The organism is Streptomyces sp. NPDC002403 (assembly GCF_053593015.1).
This window is the reverse complement of sequence record NZ_JBSFBQ010000001.1, coordinates 124,314-142,172: the sequence shown is the minus strand read 5'-3', so window position 1 is coordinate 142,172 and position 17,859 is coordinate 124,314. Positions and strand designations below refer to the sequence as shown.

Below are 17,859 nucleotides of genomic sequence, written 5' to 3'. Positions count from 1 at the left end.
GAGCCTTCCGGTCGCATTCCGATCACCATTTTCCGATCACCAGGTCACGGGCATTTCGAGCAGCCCCTGGATGGTGTCGCCGGGCTTGAACGGGATTTCCTCGGCGGGTACCGCGAGCCGCAGACCGGGAAGACGCTCGAAAAGCGCGGGCAGCGCGATCTCCAGCTCGGCCCTCGCCAGATTCTGGCCCAGGCACTGATGGACTCCGAAGCCGAAAGCGACGTGATTGCGCGCGTTCCGGCCGAGGTCCAGTTCGTCCGGGGACGGGTAGACGGACTCGTCCCGGTTGATCACCGACGTGGTCAGGATGACCCCGTCCCCCGCACGGATGGTCACCCCGCCCACCTCGATGTCCTCGACGGCCACCCGGGAAATCCCGTCGGCGATGGACAGGAAGCGGAGCAGTTCCTCGACCGCCGAACCCATCAGGCCCTCGGACTCGCGCATCCGGGCCAGCTGATCGGGATGCTGGAGCAGCGTCAACGTACCGAGCGAGATCATGTTCGCGGTCGTCTCGTGCCCGGCGACGAGCAGGATCTGGGCCAGCCGCACCAGCTCCTCGTGGTCCACTCCGCCCGTCTCCAGCTGCTTGACGATGAGCTCGTCGAGCAGCCCCTCGCCGGGGGCGGCCCGCTTCTGCTCGATCAGCACCCCGAAGTAGTTGTCGAGCTCGTCCCGCGCCGCCTCGATGTCCGCGGCCGCCGGACCGCGGAGCAGCTTGCGCGACTGCGCCTCGAAGAACTCGTGGTCCTCGTAGGGGACCCCGAGCAGGGCGCAGATGACCATGGACGGTACGGGCAGGGCGAAGGCGTCGACCAGATCGGTCGGCGGGCCCTGCTCGGCCATCGCGTCGAGCAGCCGGTCCACGGTCTTCTGGATCTGCGGCCGGAGCGCGGCCGTCCTCCTGACCGTGAAGCTCGGGATCAGCATCCGGCGCTGGACGTTGTGCTCCGGGTCGTCGACGCCGATCAGTTCGACGCGGCGCAGGCTGCTCGAAGCGATCCGCTCGGCGATGAACGGGAACGCGGGGTTCTCCCGGTCGGACGACAGCCGCTGGTCCACCAGGAGCGAACGCGCCTCGGCGTGCCCGGTCACCAGCCACACCGTGCGGCCGTCGAAGAGCCTGGCGGGAGACACGGGCCGCTGCCCCCGGTGCTCGCGATATCCCGTCGGCGGGTCGTAGGGACAGGTGCGGTTCTGCGGAAAGGAGACGGTCTCGGCGTCTGCCATGGCGGACCTCGCAAAGAGATGGGGGAGTCCTATCCGATCTCCGCCCACTAGATGCCTCGGGCATCTAATGGGTCTAGGTGTTGTTCGGCCAAATGTCCTCGGGGAGATCCATTTTCCGCCCGCCGGACCGGGCGGGCATTTCGAGCCACCCGATCGCCTCCGCGTTCCTTGTGAAAGGGGCAAGATGGAAGGCATCAGGGTGACTGGAGGCGAAAATGAGCCGAACCCTTTCCCGCACCCGCAACGGCGCGCGTCCCCGTTCCCGTTACGCCCCGGACAGCGGCCTGACCACACGCATGGTCGGCACCATGTTCCTGATCGGCCTGTTGTACGTGGTCCTGGTCGGCGTACTGCTGGCCGTGCTGCGCGGCGCCTGGCCGATCGTTCTGATCTTCGTGGGCGGCATGTTCATCGCGCAGTTCTGGTTCAGCGACCGCATCGCGGCGTTCAGCATGGGGGCCCGTGAGGTCACCCCGGAGGAGGCGCCGGAGCTGCACGGCGCGGTCGACCGGATCTGCGCTCTTGCCGATATGCCGAAGCCACGCGTGGCCATCGCGCAGACCGACGTGCCGAACGCCTTCGCGACCGGCCGCAGCGAGAAGACGGCCCTGGTCTGTGCCACCACCGGGCTTCTGCGCAGGTTGGAGCCCTCGGAGCTGGAGGGTGTGCTCGCGCACGAGATGTCGCACGTCGCGCACCGCGATGTCGCCGTCATGACGATCGCCTCGTTCCTCGGTGTGCTCGCCGGCATCATCACCCGGGTCGCCCTGTGGGGCGGGCTCTCCCGCAACAGCCGCAGCAACGACCCGATCGGTATCGCGATCATGCTGATCCCGCTGGTCAGCGCGGTCGTGTACGCGCTGAGCTTCCTGCTGACCCGGCTGCTCTCCCGCTACCGCGAGCTCTCCGCCGACCGCACCGCCGCCCTGCTCACCGGCCGCCCCTCCGCGCTCGCCTCCGCCCTGACCAAGGTCACCGGCCAGATGGCCCGCATCCCGACCGAGGACCTGCGCAAGGCGGAGCCGTACAACGCCTTCTACTTCGTCCCCGCGTTCTCCTCCAAGGAGAGCCTGAGCCGGCTGCTCTCCTCGCACCCGACCCTCGAAAAGCGCCTGGACCAGCTGGCCCGCATCTCCGCCGAACTCGCCCGTCCGTGAGCAACGCCCGCAGCGACCCCCGGGACGACGCCCTGAGCGACGCCAGGAACGACGCCGATGCGACGTCCGAAGGAACGCCGTCCCCCGTCCGCAAGGAACACTCCATGGGTCTTCTCGACACCATCCTCGGCCGCAGCAAGCCGGTCCGCCCCGACCTCGACGAGCTCTTCGCCGTACCGTCCGCCGCCCTCACCCTCCAGGCGGGCGCGGGCTTCACCCCGACCGGTCTCGGCTCGGTCTGTTTCTCGGGCGTCGAGGGCGGCGCCTTCGCCCGCCTCCAGCAGGACGTACGCGACCTGCTCGACGCCGATGCCGGCCGCGGCGGCCTCCCGGTGGAGTTCAGCCAGGACGCGTACGGCTACACCTGGCTGCTCTCCCGCCGTCCGGCCGACGACACCGCCACCCTCGTCAACGACCTGCACGCGGTCAACACGCTGCTCCAGGACGGCGGGTTCGGCCCGCACCTGCTCTGCTCGCTGGTCGGCTTCCGGGACGAGCGGAACCGTCCGCTGGCCCTGGTCTACCTCTACAAGCGCGGCACCTTCTACCCCTTCGCCCCGCTGCCCGGCGGCGGCGAGAAGCGGGACAACCAGCTGGAGTTGCAGGTCAGGGCGGTACTCGGGGACGACCTGCGGATGGAGAAGGATCTGGCCCGGTGGTTCCCGGTGTGGGGGGCGCCGGGGCTGTGACGCGGGACGGCCGCCCCGCGGGCCCGGCATGATCCGAACGAGAGGCCCTAGCCGAACAGGTCGTCCAGGCCCTGCGCCCGCGACACCACGTCCGCGATCAGCAGCGCGTCCTCTCCCCCGCTCCCCTGCCACCGCACCTGCGCCCCGGGGGTGAGCGCCAGCAGGCTCCGCTGCCCCGGCAGCGCACCATGGCACGCCTCCCGCAGATCCCCGCAGACCAGCAGGATCCCGTACCCGTCCGTCATGCCCTGCCACGCGTCCCGCGCCATGAACGTGACGAAGCAGGCCGCCTCCGTGCCCTGCGGACTGAGCAGGCTCAGCCTGGCGCAGACGAACGAGGCACCGTACCGACGCCTGAGCTCAGTGCGCTGCGGGCCCGACATGTTCATGGCCCTGACCTCCTGACCCCGCACGGGCCACGACTGCCAGGGCTGCTCGCGCAGCCGCCGCAGCTGTTCCTCGTGGAAGCTGTTCCCCTGCTTCCGCATGTGTACGACGAGAACCGCCGTGATCACCGGGATGGCGAGGATCAGCCATGCCCAGCCCAGCCCGGAATCCGCCCCGTCGAAGAGGGCCGCCACGAGCAGGGCCATCGCCGCGCCACCGAACCAGACCGCCTTGCGGGCGGTGCGGTCCGCGCGCTCCTTCTGATCCCGGAACTGCTCCACCGTCCACGGCGCGACCCTCGCTGCCGCAGCCTCGGACACGGTGTACCCGTACTGTCTCGCGAGCATCGTCAACTCCCCCTGTCAGCAGAGCCCGCAACTCCCCGTGGCAGCCCATGACGACAGCGGCCACACGGCCGACAGATACGTGGTTCCCCCACCGGGCCGCCTCAATCGTCGGCGGCTCCACCACTGGGATCCGGGGCTCCCCCGCCCGTATCATCGCCCCCATGACTGCTGAGCCCGCCCGTTCCGCCGCCCGTATGCGCGCTTCGGATGCCGATCGCGAGGCGGTGGTCGAGCAGCTGCGCGAGGCGGCCGCCGAGGGCCGTATCGACATGGACGAGCTGGACACCCGGCTCGGGCAGGCGCTCTCGGCCAAGACGTACGCCGAACTGGCGCCCCTCACCGAGGACCTGGTCCCCATCGAGGTGGCCACCGGTGAGCCGCTGGTCCTCAAGGGCGGCATGCACGGCGTGACACGCTCGGGCGTCTGGAAGGTCCCCCCGGCGATACGCGCCCAGGGCGGCCTCGGCGGCGTCCGGATCGACTTCACCCGCGCCGAGTGCCGGCTGCGCGAGATCTCGCTGGAGGTGCGCGGCGAGATGGCCGGGGTGAAGATCGTGATCCCGGAGGGCTGGACCGTGCACACCGACAACCTGGACCAGGGACTCGGCGGCCTGAAGGACAAGACATCCGACGCACGGACCCCCGGCGCCCCGCTCCTGAGGCTGACGGGCTCCTGCGGCATGGGCGGTGTGGTCGTACGCCACCCGAACTTCCGCGAACGGCGCAAGCTGCGCGGCATCGAATCCTGAGAGCACGCCCGGCGCGGAGCCCTCAGCAGTCCCCGGGATGGAAGACCGCGACGGCCTCCTCCCCCTCCTCCTGCCGGAAGCCCACCCGCAGCGCCATGCCGATGGCGAGAGCGGACTCCTCGCACCCCACGATCTCCGTCATCATCCGCGGCCCCTCGGCCAGGTCGACCACGGCGGCGACGTACGGGACGCGGGCGCCGAACGGCGGCAGGTCGTTGCGGTGGACGACGGACCAGGTGTAGAGCGTGGCGTCCCCGCTCGCCGGCTCCCAGGCGACGTCCTCGCTCCAGCAGTGCGGGCAGAACTCGCGCGGGTAGTGGTGCGCGCGCCCGCAGGCGCGGCAGCGGCGCAGCAGCAACTGCCCCCGGGCGGCGGCGTCCCAGTACGGGCGGCTGAAGGCATCGGGCTCGGGGAGGTCGAAACGTACGGCGGCCGCGGTCACAGGAAGAGTCCGATCGCCTCGTCGAGGGACCAGGTCTGCCAGGACATCGCGAACAGCGCGACGAGCGAGATGAGCGCCATCATCGCGTTCTGCCCCTGCTCGGCCCAGTCGTGGATCATCAGCACCAGGTAGAGAAGGTTGAGAAGGAGCCCCGCCACCAGCGCGACGGGAGTGAGGAACCCGGTGATCAGGCCGAGCCCCAGGGCGAGTTCGGCGTACACGACGATGTAGGCCATGACCTTGGGGCGCGGGGCGACGATCTGCCGGAAGCCGGTGCGCACGGCCGCCCAGCGGTGCTTGCCCGCGACGTCCGCGGCCCAGGCGATGCCCGTACCGCGCTCGAACCAGCCCTTCTTGTCCTTGTGCCGCCAGCTCTCCAGCCACCACAGGCCGAGGCCTATCCGGAGAACGGCGAGCCACTCGGCTCCGCCGAGCCAGATCGTCTGCATGGGGCCTCCCGGGGCCTCCCGTCCAATGAATCTGACGGTACGTCAGTTCACCCGATGGTGAGCGACCCGCGCAAGAGGCGCGCAAGGAGTACCCAAGAAGCGGCGCGAGATGGGCGTGATTCGACAAATCACTTACACGCGTGATCAATTCGCAATCGATTCCGGTCTTGACCGAGACCCATCAACCGGGTGCGCGATTACGCTCCGAACCATGCCCGACAGCGCACTTACCGCCGGTAGCTCCATATCGGCCCAGACCGACCTCACCGAGGACCGGCCCGTATACGTCATCGGCGGCGGTCCGGGCGGTCTCGCCGCCGCCGCGGCCCTGCGCGAGCTGGGCGTACGGGCGGTCGTGCTGGAGAAGTCCGGGAACGTGGGGGCGTCCTGGCGCCGTCACTACGACCGCCTGCACCTCCACACCACCCGGCGCCGGTCGGCGCTGCCGGGGCTCGCGATGCCGCGCCGGTTCGGACGCTGGGTGTCCAGGGACGATGTGGTGCGCTATCTGGACAAGTACGCCGAGCACCACGAGCTGGAGGTGGTGACGGGTGTCGAGGTGTCCCGGATCGACCGCGCCCCGGACGGCAGGAGCTGGCAGCTGACCGCGACCGGTGGCCGGGTACTGACCGGCCGGGCCGTCGTCGTCGCCACCGGCTTCAACCACACCCCGCGCGTCCCCGACTGGTCCGGCCGCGACTCCTTCACCGGCGATCTGGTCCACGCCTCCGAGTACCGCAACCCCGCCCCGTACGCGGGCAAGGACGTCCTGGTCGTCGGCATCGGCAACACGGGCGCGGAGATCGCCGTCGACCTGGTCGAGGGCGGGGCGTCCCGGGTACGGATCGCCGTGCGCACCGTGCCGCACATCGTGCGCCGCTCGACCGCGGGCTGGCCCGCCCAGTCGACCGCCGTCCTGGTACGCAGGCTGCCGGTCCGGCTGGTCGACCGGGCCGCGGGCCTGATGGCCAGGGCCGCCGTGCCCGACCTCTCCGCGCACGGCCTGCCGCGCCCGGACACGGGCCTGTACTCACGGGTCAAGGACGGCGCCATCCCGGTGCAGGACGTGGGGCTGATCGACGCGGTGAAGAGCGGCCGGGTGGTACCGGTGGCGGCCGTCGAGTCGTTCGACGGGGACGCGGTGGTGCTGGCCGACGGCGAGCGGATCACCCCGGACGCGGTGATCGCGGCGACCGGCTACCGGCGGGGGCTGGAGGGGCTGGTCGGCCACCTGGACGTACTGGACGCCCGGGGCCGGCCGGTGGTCCACGGCGGCCGCACCCCCAAGCAGGCCCCCGGCCTGTACTTCACCGGCTTCACCAACCCGATCAGCGGGATGCTGCGCGAACTGGCCCTGGACGCAACGAAGATCGCGAAGAGAGTGGCACGCCGGGGCTGAGACCGGACGGGCCACCGCTTCCGGTGCGACCGGCACGCCGATGCCCGAACACGCCCTCGCGCACCGCCCGTTGGCCGTAGCGCCTCGGGGTTCCTGGATCACCGATGTCGCGCCCGACCGGGTCGCGGTCCACAGCGGTGAGCATGTCAGTCTGATGTGCTGTCATGCACCAGAGGACAGGAGAGAGGGACGAGGTGTTGATGAATACATTCCGGTTCTCCGCGGTTGCCGGGGCCGTGTGCGCGGCCGTCGTCTGCGCGGGTTGCAGCTCGCAGTCGGCGGAGCAGCCGGCCGCCGGGGGATCGGCGGCGGCGACCGGCCCCGCCGCTGCCGGTTCGTCGCCGGTGGCGCCCGCGACGCCCGACGCGCCTGCGAAGCCGACCGCGGATCCGAACGTGGTGCCGGGATCGGTCCTGAGGACCTACCTGCCGAACAACCGCACCCTGCCCAAGGGCTGGAAGCTGTCCTCCGTGTTCACGGAGAAGGACAGCGGCCCGTCACAGGTGCCGCAATCCGCCGCTCCCAGTCCGAAGGCGGCGCCCAGCTGCGACCAACTGGCCGCCCACGGCACATGGATCGCCCTCGGGGACCCGGCCGCGTACGCCAATGTGGGGGTCGTCGACTCGTCGGCCCACGAGGTCGGCGTCGCGGTGAACTCCTACTCCGCGGGCGACGCGACGAGCGCGCTCGGCCGGCTGAAGGTGCTGGAGGGCATCTGCGGAAGCGCCTATGAGCGGAGCTCCTCGGGGCAGCTCAACCCGGTGACGGTGACCGTCAGCGCGGTTGACGGTCCGGGCGAGGGAGGTGTGCTCGTCAAGGTCGACCGGACGATCTACGTCGGTCAGGAGTTCGTCATGATGCAGATCGGCGACCGGGTGCTGTCCGTGAGTTCCGACAACAAGTACGGAGGCTTCGCCGATGTCGTGGGACTGGCGAAGGCCATAGCCCCGCGGGTCAAATGAGGCCGGGCGGCCATCCACATCTGTCCCGGGTCTGTCCACTGTTGTCCTGACTGTCCAGGGTGACGTTCCGGGGACGGAGGGGGTTGGGAAGGAACGGCACGCACGGCGGAAATGGGGCACGGATGAGCGTGGACGGGGCAGGTACGGAATGCACTGACGGCGGGGCGGACGAGTCCGGCTGGGACGTCGACCCCGATGACGAGTCGGGCCTCGCCGTGCTCGCCACGGTGGGCCGCCAGATCAAGGCATGGCGAGAGGCGGCCGGGCTGCGCGCCTGCGAGTTCGGCAAGGCGATCGGGTACGGGGAGGACCAGGTCTACAAGGTGGAGGGCGGCCGCCGCATCCCCCGTCCGGAGTTCCTGGACAGGGCGGACGAGGCAGTGGGCGCGCGCGGCAAGCTCTCCGCCATGAAGGAGGACGTGGCGGAGGTCCGGTACCCGAAGAAGGTCCGGGACTTGGCGAAGATGGAAGCGAAGGCCGTTGAGCTGGAGGCTTACCACAACCACAACATCAATGGCCTCTTGCAGACCGAAGAACACATGCGAGCCCTGTTCGCGTCGTGGCTCCCCGCCTACACGCCGGACGAGACGGATCGCGTAGTGGCCGCTCGCATGGCGCGGAAATCCATCTTCGAGCGTGTTCCCATGCCTTCGATCAGTTTCGTACAGGAAGAGGTGACTCTTCGCCGTCCGGTGGGAGGCGCGAGCGTCTGGCGCCGACAGCTCGAACACCTGCTGGAAGTGGGAAAGTTGCGAAACGTGGCGATCCAGGTGATGCCGACCCAGCGTGAGGAACACCCCGGTACAGGTGGGCTGATCGAGGTACTGAAGTTTCCCGATGGCAGTGCGGTGGGGCGCTCCGAGGGCGCGTTCAGCGGCCGCCCGGTCTCCGACCCGAAGCAGCTCAGAATCCTTGAGTTGCGCTATGGGATGATCCGGGCCCAGGCTCTTACGCCACGGGAGTCGCTGGCCTTCATCGAGCACGTACTGGGAGAGACATGATCCGCAAACCCTCTGCCGGGGACACTTCCGAGCTGGAGTGGTTCAAGAGCAGCTACAGCAGCAGCGGCGACGGAAACGACTGCGTCGAGGTCGCGGCCACGCCCGGCACGGTCCACATCCGCGATTCGAAGAGCGTTCCCGGCCCCCGGTTCGCCGTCACGCCGGCGGCTTGGGCTCGCTTCGTGAGCTACGCGTCCTCGAACTGACGGGCATCAGCGCCCGCCCCGCACGGGGCGCGGCCTGGCGATCCGGCCGCACCCCGCACTCACGCTCCGGGGGCCTCGGTCAGGCCGCAGGCGTGGCGTTGACCACGAGCTGAGCCGTGTTGTTGGCCGGCTGCGGGTCGAACGGGAAGGTCGCGGGGCTGGAGCCGCCGGTGGTGAGCACGACCCGGCCGGTCGCGTCGGGGACGACTCGGTCGATGCGCAGCTGGAACGGGAGGGAGCGCGTCGTGTCCGGCAGGGCCCAGTACGGCATCTCGCAGCTGTAGCGCGGGGCGCCGGTCCGCTGCGGGTAGTGGCCGCCGCTCAGGGTGCGCGGCTCGCAGTCGGCGGGGGCGGAGGTGACGGTGGCGCCCTCGGGGACGGTGAAGTCGACGGCCGCGACCGGGTCGCCGGAGCCGAGGTTGCCGATCCAGGCCGGGCCGTTGTTGCGGAAGCCGAGTTCGGCGGTGACGGTCTCCCCGGCGCCGCCCGTGACCCGGGCGCCCCGCGCCTCGAAGTCCGCCGTGTTCACCGCGGTGAAGGCGGCGATGGTGTAGTTGTCCTCGTCCGAGAGGTCGGTGGCCCCGTTGCCGGGTTCGATGCTGATGTCGAGCCGCTCGGCGTACGCGTGCGCGGCGAGGGCGACCCGCAGCGGTGCGGGCAGTGTGAAGGAGTCGCCCGGCTCGATGACCTGATCGAAGGAGCAGGTGGCCTGGGACATCGGGGCGTAGTCGCCGCCGAGCGTCTTGTACGTGCACTCGGCGTACTCGGTGAGGAAGTCGAGCCCGTACGAGGCGGTGAAGGTGGCGGTGAGGCCCTCGGACCGCTCGCCGCCCTTGTTCGTCACCGCGAAGGGGACGGTCCGGACGTCGCCGGGCTGGAGGCCCTTCGCCGGGGCGATCTCCCCGAGGGACAGGTCGGGGCCCGAGCCGACCGTGACCGTGGTGTCGAAGGAGTCGTGCGGGGCCTCCAGGGTGCCGTCGGGGCCGCCGGTGGCCACGGCGGCGTAGGTGATCCGGCCCTGGGCTCCGAGCGCGGCACCGTCGGCGGCGCGGAGCGTGAGGTGGACCTGCGGGCTGTAGGCGTCACCGATGACGGGCACCTCGGGAACGGTGCACAGGGCCGTGGTGCCGGTCGGTGCGCAGTTGTCGGGCCAGGTCACGTCGGCCACTCCGGCGACGCCGGAGATGTCGACCGAGAGCCGGCCGTCGGTGACGGTGAAGTTGTCGTTGTCGTGGTAGAGCCCGATGTCGAGCGGGCTGCCCTCCGACGCGTCGCCGCCCAGCTGGAGCTTCTGCTCGCCGGGGGCCTGTATCCAGAGCTGATCGGTCTGCTCCTGCGCGAACGCGGGAGCCGCGAGTCCGGCGGTCAGCAGTCCGGCGGCCGCGGCAGCCGCGGCGGCACGGACGCCGAGGCGCAGGGTGCGCCGGGTGGAGACGGGTCTGACGGGTCCGACAGGTCTCATGTTTTCCCCAGAGGTGAGCCGTGGATGACGAACGACGGCCGGTGTGTCCGGCCAGCCCGTTCGACTCCCAAGATCACCCGGAGGTTGTACGGAGGCCCGCTCTCGTCCAGCCTTTGCCTGCACACCCATTCCTGACGCGCCGTCAGTTCAGTAACCTGACAGAGCGTCAGCTTTTGCTGGCCGGGCACGATCACCCGACGGACCCCGACCAGAAGTGGGCGGAACGATGCTTGGATCGACTCACGGCACCCTCACCACCGACTTCCGCGCCAGGGTGGTGGCCTGCGGCGAAGAGCCGCACGCCGCCGTCCACAGCATGACGGTCGACGCCGCGACGGAGTGCGTCCTGGACGTCAGCGGCCGGCCGCTGCACGCGGCCGTGCCGGACCTGGACCGGTTCTTCCGGCCCGGGTCCGTGGCCGTCGTCGGCGCGTCCGACGCCGAGGGGCGGCCCAACACCGGCATCACCCGGCAGCTGATCGCCTGGGCCGAGCGGGTCGGGGCGCGACTGTACCCCGTGCACCCCACCCGGGAGTCCGTGTTCGGGCGGGCTTGTTCTCCTTCCGTCGCCGACCTGCCGGAGCAGGTCGATCTGGCGGTGCTGCTGGTCGGTGATCCGCTCCCGGTCATCGAGGAACTCGCGCAGGCCAAGGTGCGGTTCGCGGTCGCCTTCGCCTCCGGCTTCGCCGAGACCGGGGAGGAGGGCGCCGCCGCCCAGGCGCGGCTCGCCGCGGCGGTTGAGCGGTCCGGGCTGCGGCTGCTCGGGCCGAACACCAACCTCAACGCCTTCGAGGAGTTCCGGGACGATCTGGACGGGCCCGCCATCGCCCTGATCACCCAGTCCGGCCACCAGGGCCGCCCCGTCTACACCCTTCAGGAGCTGGGCGTGCGGCTCTCGCACTGGGCACCCACGGGCAACGAGGCGGATCTGGAGACCGCCGACTTCATCTCGTACTTCTCGCAGCGCCCCGAGGTCGGGGCCATCGCCTGCTATGTGGAGGGGCTCAAGGACGGGCGCTCCTTCCTGCTGGCGGCGGACCGGGCGGCGCGGGCCGGGGTTCCGGTCGTGGCGGTCAAGGTGGGGCGTACGGAGACGGGGGCCAGGATGGCCGCGTCACACACCGGCAAGCTGACCGGCGCCGACCAGGTGGTGGACGCGGCGATGCGGCAGTTCGGGGTGATCCGGGTGGACGGGCTCGACGAGCTCCAGGACACCGCGGCCCTGCTGGCGAGGGCACGGAAGCCGCGGGCCGAGGGGGTTGTGGTGTATTCGATCTCGGGCGGCACGGGCGCGCACTTCTCGGACCTGGCGACCGGGGCCGGGCTGAGCCTGCCCACCCTCTCCGAGGCGAAGCAGCGCGAGCTGCACGAATGGATCCCCGGCTATCTGAACGTGGCGAACCCGGTCGACAACGGCGGCCATCCGGTCGGCGACTGGCGCGGCCGGAAGATCATCGACGCGATCCTCGCCGACCCCGACGTCGGGGTGCTGATCTGTCCGATCACCGGCCCCTTCCCCCCGATGAGCGACAAGCTCGCGCAGGACCTGGTGGACGCGGCGGAGACCACGGACAAGCTGGTGTGCGTGGTGTGGGGCTCGCCCGTGGGGACGGAGGAGGCGTACCGCACGACGCTGCTCGGCTCGTCCCGCGTCGCCACCTTCCGTACCTTCGGCAACTGCATCACCGCCGTGAAGGCCTACTTGGACCACCACCGGTTCACCGCCTCCTACCGCTCCCCCTTCGACGAGGCGCCCCGCACGCCGTCGCCCTCGTTCCGCAAGGCGCAGGCACTGATGCGTCCGGGCCACCAGCTGAGCGAGCACGCGGCGAAGCAGCTGCTGCGGGCGTACGGAATCCGCGTACCGCGCGAACAGTTGGTGACCAGCGCCGCGGCGTCCGTCCGGGCCGCGGGGCTGGTCGGCTATCCCGTGGTCATGAAGGCCTCGGGCGCCCGGCTCGCCCACAAGACCGAACTGGGCCTGGTCAAGGTCGGGCTCACCTCCGCGAGCCAGGTGCGCGACGCGTACCGCGAGCTGACCGACATCGCGCGGTACGAGGGTGTCGAGCTGGACGGGATCCTGGTCTGCCAGATGGTCGAGCGGGGCGTCGAGATGGTCGTCGGCGTCACTCAGGACGCGCTGTTCGGGCCGACGGTGACGGTCGGGCTCGGTGGCGTACTGGTCGAGGTACTGCACGACGCGGCGGTACGGGTGCCGCCGTTCGGCGAGGACCAGGCGCGGTCGATGCTGGGCGAACTGCGCGGCCGGGCACTGCTGGAGGGTGTGCGCGGCGGTCCGCCGGTGGATGTGGACGCGCTCGTCGAGGTCGTGCTGCGGGTGCAGCGGATGGCGCTGGAGCTGGGCGACGACCTCACCGAACTGGACATCAACCCGCTGATGGTGCTGGGCCGGGGGCAGGGCGCGGTGGCGCTGGACGCCCTCGCCGTCTGCCGCTGACCGGCCGCGCCACCGACCGACCCACCTGACCAGGAGATGCCTCATGCCGTCCTCCCCCGAAGACCTCACCGAGTCCGCCGACCCGCTCCACTCATGGGTACTCCACGCCACTGACAACGGCGTCTGCCGGATCACGCTCAACCGTCCCGAGGCGATGAACGCCGTCACCTGGGAGCAGCGGGAACGCGTCATCGGCCTGCTCGCCGAGGCCTCCGCCGACCCGGCGGTCCGGGCCGTCGTCCTCACCGCCACCGGCCGCGGTTTCTGTGCGGGCGCCGATCTGCGCGGTGCCCCGAAGGCCGGCGAGCGGGTGCCGGGCGACGTGGCCCGCACGATCCGGCTCGGCGCGCAGCGGCTGATCGCCGCGGTCCTGGACTGCGAGAAGCCCGTCGTCGCGGCCGTCAACGGCACGGCGGCCGGGATCGGGGCCCACCTGGCGTTCGCCTGCGATCTGGTGCTGGCCGCCGAATCGGCGAAGTTCATCGAGGTGTTCGTACGCCGGGGTCTCGTGCCCGACGGCGGCGGCGCGTATCTGCTGCCTCGGCTGATCGGCCCGCAGCGCGCCAAGGAGCTGATGTTCTTCGGCGATTCGCTCCCGGCGACGGAGGCGGAACGCCTGGGGCTGGTCAACCGGGTCGTACCGGACGGGGAGTTGGCGGAGACGGCGCGGGCGTGGGCGCAGCGGCTGGCCGAGGGGCCGACCCGTGCGATCGCCCTCACCAAGCAGCTCGTCAACGCTTCGATGGACGCCGACCGGTCGACGGCCTTCGCCGCCGAGGCCATGGCTCAGGAGATCAACATGACGACGCGGGACGCCAACGAGGGCGTGGCGAGCTTCGTGGAGCGGCGGGCGCCGAAGTACCGAGGGATCTAGGGTCTTTCGTTCGGACCGGTTCGGATCGGGCCGGTCACGCGTGACCGGTTCGGATCCGGCCGGTCACGCGGGTGACAGGGCGCTGGTGTCCAGGTCCGGGTCGAACGGATGCGGCGGCTGCAGGACCGCACCCGGACGGGTGCGGTCCGTCGGGTTGGCTCACCCCGGGGCCATGCGGCTGAGGGATTCCCAGGCGCGGTACTGCTCCTCGCGGGCGCGGCCCATCTCCAGGACCATGTCGAACGACCGGCCGCCGAGGATCAGACGGCGCGGCGGGTCGGGCAGTGCGGCCAGCTCCAGAAGTACGGGGGCCGCCTCGCTCGGGTCCGGGCCCGCGTCGTCGCCCCACATCTCCGTCAGGCGGGTGCGCAGTTCGTCGTAGGCGGGGTCGGGCGCGGTCGCCGTGGTGCCGGAGGTGAACAGGCCCGTGGCGTAGCCGCCCATCTGCACGACGGTGACCTTGATGCCGAACTGCTCGACCTCCATCGCCAGCGCCTCACTGACCGAGTCGAGCGCCGCCTTCCCGGCGCCGTAGAACCCGACGGAGGCCATGCCACCGCCGCTGCCCATCGACGTGATCTGGAGCAGCCGCCCGCCCCGGGCGCGCAGGTGGGGGATCACAGCCTGGGCGACCCAGACCGCGCCGAAGAAGTTGACGTCGAGATGGTCGCGGATCTGCTTCTCGGTGGCCTCCTCGACCATGCCGTACAGCAGACCGCCCGCGTTGTTGACGACGACGTCCAGGCCGTCGAAGGCCGCCGCCGCGCGTTCCACCGTCTCGAACACGGCCCGGCGGTCGGAGACATCGAGGGAAAGACCCAGGAGCGTGTCCGGGTACTTCTCCGTCAGGTCGGCGAGCGGGCCGATGTCGCGGGCGGCCGCCACGACCCGGTCCCCGGCGGACAGAGCGGCCTCGGTGAAGGCGCGCCCCAGGCCACGGGAGGCGCCGGTGATGAACCAAGTCCTGGCGCTGGGCACAGAATCTCACTCCTTCGTCCGATGACGAGACGGAACGCTCCGTCTCGCGAGAGAGCGTAACCGTACCGGCTGCCCCGCGCCAGGGAATTGGGCAACGGTGACTTTCGGCAGTGTCGGGGGCGCTCACCCGCTGCGTACGGTCGTCCGGTGGAGAGTGTGATGTCGAGCGGTGCGGTCCGGCGGGCCGTCGTCGCACCGGGGAGTCTTCTGGCCGTCGGCGCGGCGGTCTGTGTCGGGCTGAGCGCGGTCAGCCCCTGGTGGGCGCTGCCCGCCGCAGCGGCGGCGTTCTTCGCGGGCCGGGAGCCGGGGAGGACCGGGCCCGTGGTCTTGGTGCTCGTCGCGGTGGTGGCCGGCGGGGTGGTGGCGGTGGCCCTGGTGCCCTCCTGGCTGCTGATGGCGGGGCGGTTCGTCGCGGTGGTGGCGGTGGCGGCGATGCTGCCGTGGTTCGCGGGGCGCTTCTGGCGCCAGTACCAGGAACTCGTCCGGGCGGGCTGGGAGCGGGCGGCCCGGCTGGAGCGCGAACAGCGGCTCGTCGCCGAGCAGGCCAGGTCCCGCGAGCGGGCCAGGATCGCCCGGGACATGCACGACGTCCTCGGGCACGACCTCAGTCTCATCGCCCTGTCGGCCGGCGCCCTCAAGCTGGCCCCCGGGCTCGACGAGGCACACCGGGCCGCGGCCGGGGAGATCCGGGCGCGCGCGGCCGCGTCCGTGGAGCGGCTCGGCGAGGTGATCGGCCTGCTGCGCGAGGAGGCGGACGACGGGCCGCCGCAGCCGCCCGGCACCGGCATCCCCCGGCTGGTCGAGGAGGCCGCGGCCGCCGGGCTCGCGGTGGGCCTGCGGGTCGAGGGCGATGCCGGCCCCCTGCCCCCGCCGGCCGCGCGCGCCGCCCACCGGGTGGTCCAGGAAGCCCTGACCAACGCGGCCAAGCACGCACCGCGGGCGCAGGTCGACGTGCGGGTGACACATACGGCCGAGGAGACGACCGTACGGGTGGAGAACGGGCCCGCCCCCGCACCGGACCGCGCCGAGGACGCACCGGGCACCGGGCGGGGGCTGATCGGGCTCGACGAACGGGTGCGGCTGACCGGCGGCACCTTCGCCCACGGCCCGTACGAGGGCGGCTTCGCGGTCACCGCACGGATTCCGCACGCACCGCCCGCCCACCGGCCGCCCGCCGCACCGAGGTCCGCTCCCCCGGTCCTGCCCCCGGAGCACCGGCACGCGCGCAGCCGCGCCCGCCGGGCGCTGGCCCTCGCGGTGGTGCTGCCCCTGGTGGCATGGGCGGGGCTGAGCGGAGCCCTGATGGCCTGGGACATCCGCTCGGCCCGGCTCTCCGTGCTCGACCCCGGCGACTACGCCCGGCTGCGGGTGGGTCAGGATCGGGAGGCGGTCGAGCGGCTGCTGCCCGACCGGGAGACCACGCAGCGGCCGGTGGCCGGGGAACCGAAGGGAGAGGGCATCGCATGCACGTACTACGCGATGACGGCGGACCGCTTCGACGACCGGTCCGGGGACGCCTACCGGCTCTGTTTCCGAGACGGCCGGCTGATGTCCAAGGAGGCCCTGACCCCATGAGCGCGCCCCACGCGCAGGGAACGGCGGGCGGACGGTGATCCGGGTACTGATCGCCGACGACGAGCCCATGATCCGCGCGGGAGTGCGCTCCGTGCTGGCCACCGCCCCGGACATCGACGTCGTCGCCGAGGCCGCCGACGGGCACGACGCCGTGGAGCTGGTACGCCGCCACCGTCCGGCCGTCGCCGTGCTCGACATCCGGATGCCCGGGACGAACGGGATCGAGGCGGCGGCCGAGATCCGGCGCACCGTGCCGGGGACGGGGGTCGTGATGCTCACGACCTTCGGCGAGGACGACTACATCCTCCAGGCCCTCGGAGGCGGCGCCGCCGGTTTCCTGATCAAGTCGGGCGAGCCCGAGGAGCTGATCGCGGGGGTCCGCGCGGTGGCCGACGGGGCCGCCTATCTGTCACCGAAGGTCGCGGCGCGGGTCGTCGCCCATCTCTCGGCGACGGGCGCGGGCGCCCTGGCCGGCCGGCGCGCCGCCGCCCGGGAACGGGTCGGCGCTCTCACCGCCCGGGAACGCGACGTACTGGGCTTCCTCGGCAGCGGGCTGTCCAACGGTCAGATCGCCCGGCGGCTGCATCTGGTGGAAGGGACGGTCAAGGCGCATGTGAGCTCCATCCTGGCCCGGCTGGGCGTGGACAACCGGGCCGCCGCGGCCGTCGTCGCCCACGAGGCCGGAATCGTCGCGCCCGCGCAGCCGCCGCTCGACCGCTGACGCCGCACGCCGGGCGAGCGGCAGGAACGCGAGGAGTGCGGCCGCCACCACCGAGGCCCCGAGGACCGCGCCGGCCAGCACGTCGTGCGGGTAGTGCGCCCCCACCGCGACCCGCAGCAGGGCCGCCGCCGCACCCACCGGCAGGGTGACGGCGGCCAGGCGCGGGCGCAGCACGGCCAGACCCACCGCGAGGCCGACGGCCAGGGTGGCGTGGTTGCTCGGGAAGGACCAGTCGCCGGGCGGCGGGCACTCGGCGGCCGTCTCCGCGATGCCACGCAGGGCCCGGCAGGGGCGCTCCTCGTCCACCACCAGCTTCGCCGCCTCGCTGACCGCGTACGCCGCCACGGTGCCGACGCCGGTGAGCACGGTGCCGGCGGACGTCCGGGTGTCCCCCCGGCGTACGGCGCCCCACCAGGCCCACACCAGCAGCAGGCCGAGGACCACCAGGGTGCCGTCGGTCGCCGCCTCCAGCAGCGGCCCCGTCCAGGAGGGCGCGTCGGCCACCGCCCGGGTCACCGAGCGGTAGACGGAGGCCGAGGCGCCGTCCGTCACCTCGACGGCGTGGTCCGTGCCCAGGCCGCCGGGGGCGAGCGCCGCGACGGCCGCCGCCCCCGAGCCCAGGACGGCGCAGGCGAGCAGCGGACTCATCATCCGTCGGGGCCGGGTTCTGCTTCCGGTTTCTCGTATCTCTCGTCTCATGGGACGTGAACCTAGAAGCGGCGGGAGCGGCGCACCCGGGCCGAACGGCAGGGCCCACCCCTGACGATCGTCGG

At 71.7% G+C, this 17,859-nt stretch carries 17 protein-coding genes and 1 pseudogene; 11 read left to right on the top strand and 7 right to left on the bottom strand.

The window, feature by feature from the left end; translation table 11 throughout:
- Nucleotides 1–36 precede the first annotated feature (36 nt).
- Nucleotides 37–1,230, bottom strand: a complete 1,194-nt coding sequence (locus ACWCPY_RS00665; protein WP_451262140.1) for a cytochrome P450 — start codon at nt 1,228–1,230, stop codon at nt 37–39.
- A gap of 215 nt (nt 1,231–1,445) precedes the next feature.
- On the opposite strand from ACWCPY_RS00665, the gene htpX reads away from it, so the two are divergent.
- Both htpX and pspAB read left to right on the top strand, forming a co-directional pair.
- Complete coding sequence (gene htpX, locus ACWCPY_RS00660; RefSeq protein ID WP_451262139.1) at nt 1,446–2,387, top strand: zinc metalloprotease HtpX; 942 nt, start codon at nt 1,446–1,448, stop codon at nt 2,385–2,387.
- Between the two features lie 104 nt (nt 2,388–2,491).
- On the top strand, nt 2,492–3,076 hold the full coding sequence (gene pspAB, locus ACWCPY_RS00655) for a PspA-associated protein PspAB (protein WP_451262394.1): 585 nt from the start codon (nt 2,492–2,494) through the stop codon (nt 3,074–3,076).
- Nucleotides 3,077–3,123: 47 nt separating this feature from the next.
- Here the strand turns inward: pspAB and ACWCPY_RS00650 are convergent, their stop codons facing one another.
- Nucleotides 3,124–3,810 carry a hypothetical protein gene (locus tag ACWCPY_RS00650; RefSeq protein WP_451262138.1) on the bottom strand — a complete coding sequence of 229 codons (687 nt, stop codon included), beginning with the start codon at nt 3,808–3,810 and terminating at the stop codon, nt 3,124–3,126.
- A 161-nt stretch (nt 3,811–3,971) separates the two neighbouring features.
- Between ACWCPY_RS00650 and ACWCPY_RS00645 the strand changes: the two genes are divergently transcribed.
- Nucleotides 3,972–4,559: a DUF1707 SHOCT-like domain-containing protein gene (locus ACWCPY_RS00645; RefSeq protein WP_451262137.1), complete on the top strand. Its 588-nt coding sequence runs from the start codon at nt 3,972–3,974 to the stop codon at nt 4,557–4,559.
- 22 nt (nt 4,560–4,581) lie between these two features.
- On the opposite strand, the gene ACWCPY_RS00640 is transcribed toward ACWCPY_RS00645, so the two are convergent.
- Entirely contained in the window at nt 4,582–5,001 is a 420-nt protein-coding gene (locus ACWCPY_RS00640; protein ID WP_451262135.1) for a Zn-ribbon domain-containing OB-fold protein, read from the bottom strand.
- Nucleotides 4,998–5,450 carry a DoxX family protein gene (locus ACWCPY_RS00635; RefSeq protein WP_451262134.1) on the bottom strand — a complete coding sequence of 151 codons (453 nt, stop codon included), beginning with the start codon at nt 5,448–5,450 and terminating at the stop codon, nt 4,998–5,000. The genes ACWCPY_RS00640 and ACWCPY_RS00635 overlap by 4 nt, the downstream gene beginning before the upstream one ends.
- 211 nt (nt 5,451–5,661) lie before the next feature.
- On the opposite strand from ACWCPY_RS00635, the gene ACWCPY_RS00630 reads away from it, so the two are divergent.
- The 4 genes from ACWCPY_RS00630 to ACWCPY_RS00615 all read left to right on the top strand — a co-directional run bounded on the left by ACWCPY_RS00630 (nt 5,662) and on the right by ACWCPY_RS00615 (nt 9,018).
- Nucleotides 5,662–6,849, top strand: a complete 1,188-nt coding sequence (locus tag ACWCPY_RS00630; protein ID WP_451262133.1) for a flavin-containing monooxygenase — start codon at nt 5,662–5,664, stop codon at nt 6,847–6,849.
- Nucleotides 6,850–7,049: 200 nt separating this feature from the next.
- On the top strand, nt 7,050–7,811 hold the full coding sequence (locus tag ACWCPY_RS00625; RefSeq protein ID WP_451262132.1) for a hypothetical protein: 762 nt from the start codon (nt 7,050–7,052) through the stop codon (nt 7,809–7,811).
- A 122-nt stretch (nt 7,812–7,933) separates the two neighbouring features.
- Complete coding sequence (locus tag ACWCPY_RS00620; RefSeq protein ID WP_451262131.1) at nt 7,934–8,812, top strand: helix-turn-helix domain-containing protein; 879 nt, start codon at nt 7,934–7,936, stop codon at nt 8,810–8,812.
- Nucleotides 8,809–9,018 (top strand): DUF397 domain-containing protein, encoded by a 210-nt coding sequence (locus ACWCPY_RS00615; protein WP_451262130.1) that lies wholly within the window; start codon nt 8,809–8,811, stop codon nt 9,016–9,018. Before ACWCPY_RS00620 ends, ACWCPY_RS00615 begins: the two co-directional genes overlap by 4 nt.
- A 79-nt stretch (nt 9,019–9,097) precedes the next feature.
- Here the strand turns inward: ACWCPY_RS00615 and ACWCPY_RS00610 are convergent, their stop codons facing one another.
- Entirely contained in the window at nt 9,098–10,480 is a 1,383-nt protein-coding gene (locus tag ACWCPY_RS00610; protein ID WP_451262129.1) for a hypothetical protein, read from the bottom strand.
- Nucleotides 10,481–10,706: 226 nt separating this feature from the next.
- Between ACWCPY_RS00610 and ACWCPY_RS00605 the strand changes: the two genes are divergently transcribed.
- Together ACWCPY_RS00605 and ACWCPY_RS00600 are read left to right on the top strand one after the other, a co-directional pair.
- Complete coding sequence (locus tag ACWCPY_RS00605) at nt 10,707–12,938, top strand: acetate--CoA ligase family protein (RefSeq protein ID WP_451262128.1); 2,232 nt, start codon at nt 10,707–10,709, stop codon at nt 12,936–12,938.
- A 43-nt stretch (nt 12,939–12,981) separates the two neighbouring features.
- Complete coding sequence (locus ACWCPY_RS00600; RefSeq protein ID WP_451262127.1) at nt 12,982–13,812, top strand: enoyl-CoA hydratase/isomerase family protein; 831 nt, start codon at nt 12,982–12,984, stop codon at nt 13,810–13,812.
- Between the two features lie 159 nt (nt 13,813–13,971).
- Here the strand turns inward: ACWCPY_RS00600 and ACWCPY_RS00595 are convergent, their stop codons facing one another.
- The gene (locus tag ACWCPY_RS00595) at nt 13,972–14,790 is read right to left on the bottom strand and encodes an SDR family NAD(P)-dependent oxidoreductase (RefSeq protein WP_451262126.1); all 819 of its coding nucleotides are present in this window, start codon (nt 14,788–14,790) and stop codon (nt 13,972–13,974) included.
- A gap of 147 nt (nt 14,791–14,937) precedes the next feature.
- Here ACWCPY_RS00595 and ACWCPY_RS00590 point away from each other — a divergent pair, with 147 nt between their 5' ends.
- The gene (locus ACWCPY_RS00590; RefSeq protein ID WP_451262125.1) at nt 14,938–16,365 is read left to right on the top strand and encodes a sensor histidine kinase; all 1,428 of its coding nucleotides are present in this window, start codon (nt 14,938–14,940) and stop codon (nt 16,363–16,365) included.
- A gap of 34 nt (nt 16,366–16,399) precedes the next feature.
- Nucleotides 16,400–17,086: a response regulator gene (locus ACWCPY_RS00585; RefSeq protein WP_451262124.1), complete on the top strand. Its 687-nt coding sequence runs from the start codon at nt 16,400–16,402 to the stop codon at nt 17,084–17,086.
- Here ACWCPY_RS00585 and ACWCPY_RS00580 read toward each other — a convergent pair.
- Nucleotides 17,057–17,737: pseudogene (locus ACWCPY_RS00580) on the bottom strand (phosphatase PAP2 family protein); the annotation flags it as partial. The gene ACWCPY_RS00585 and the pseudogene ACWCPY_RS00580 overlap by 30 nt on opposite strands.
- Nucleotides 17,738–17,859 lie beyond the last annotated feature (122 nt).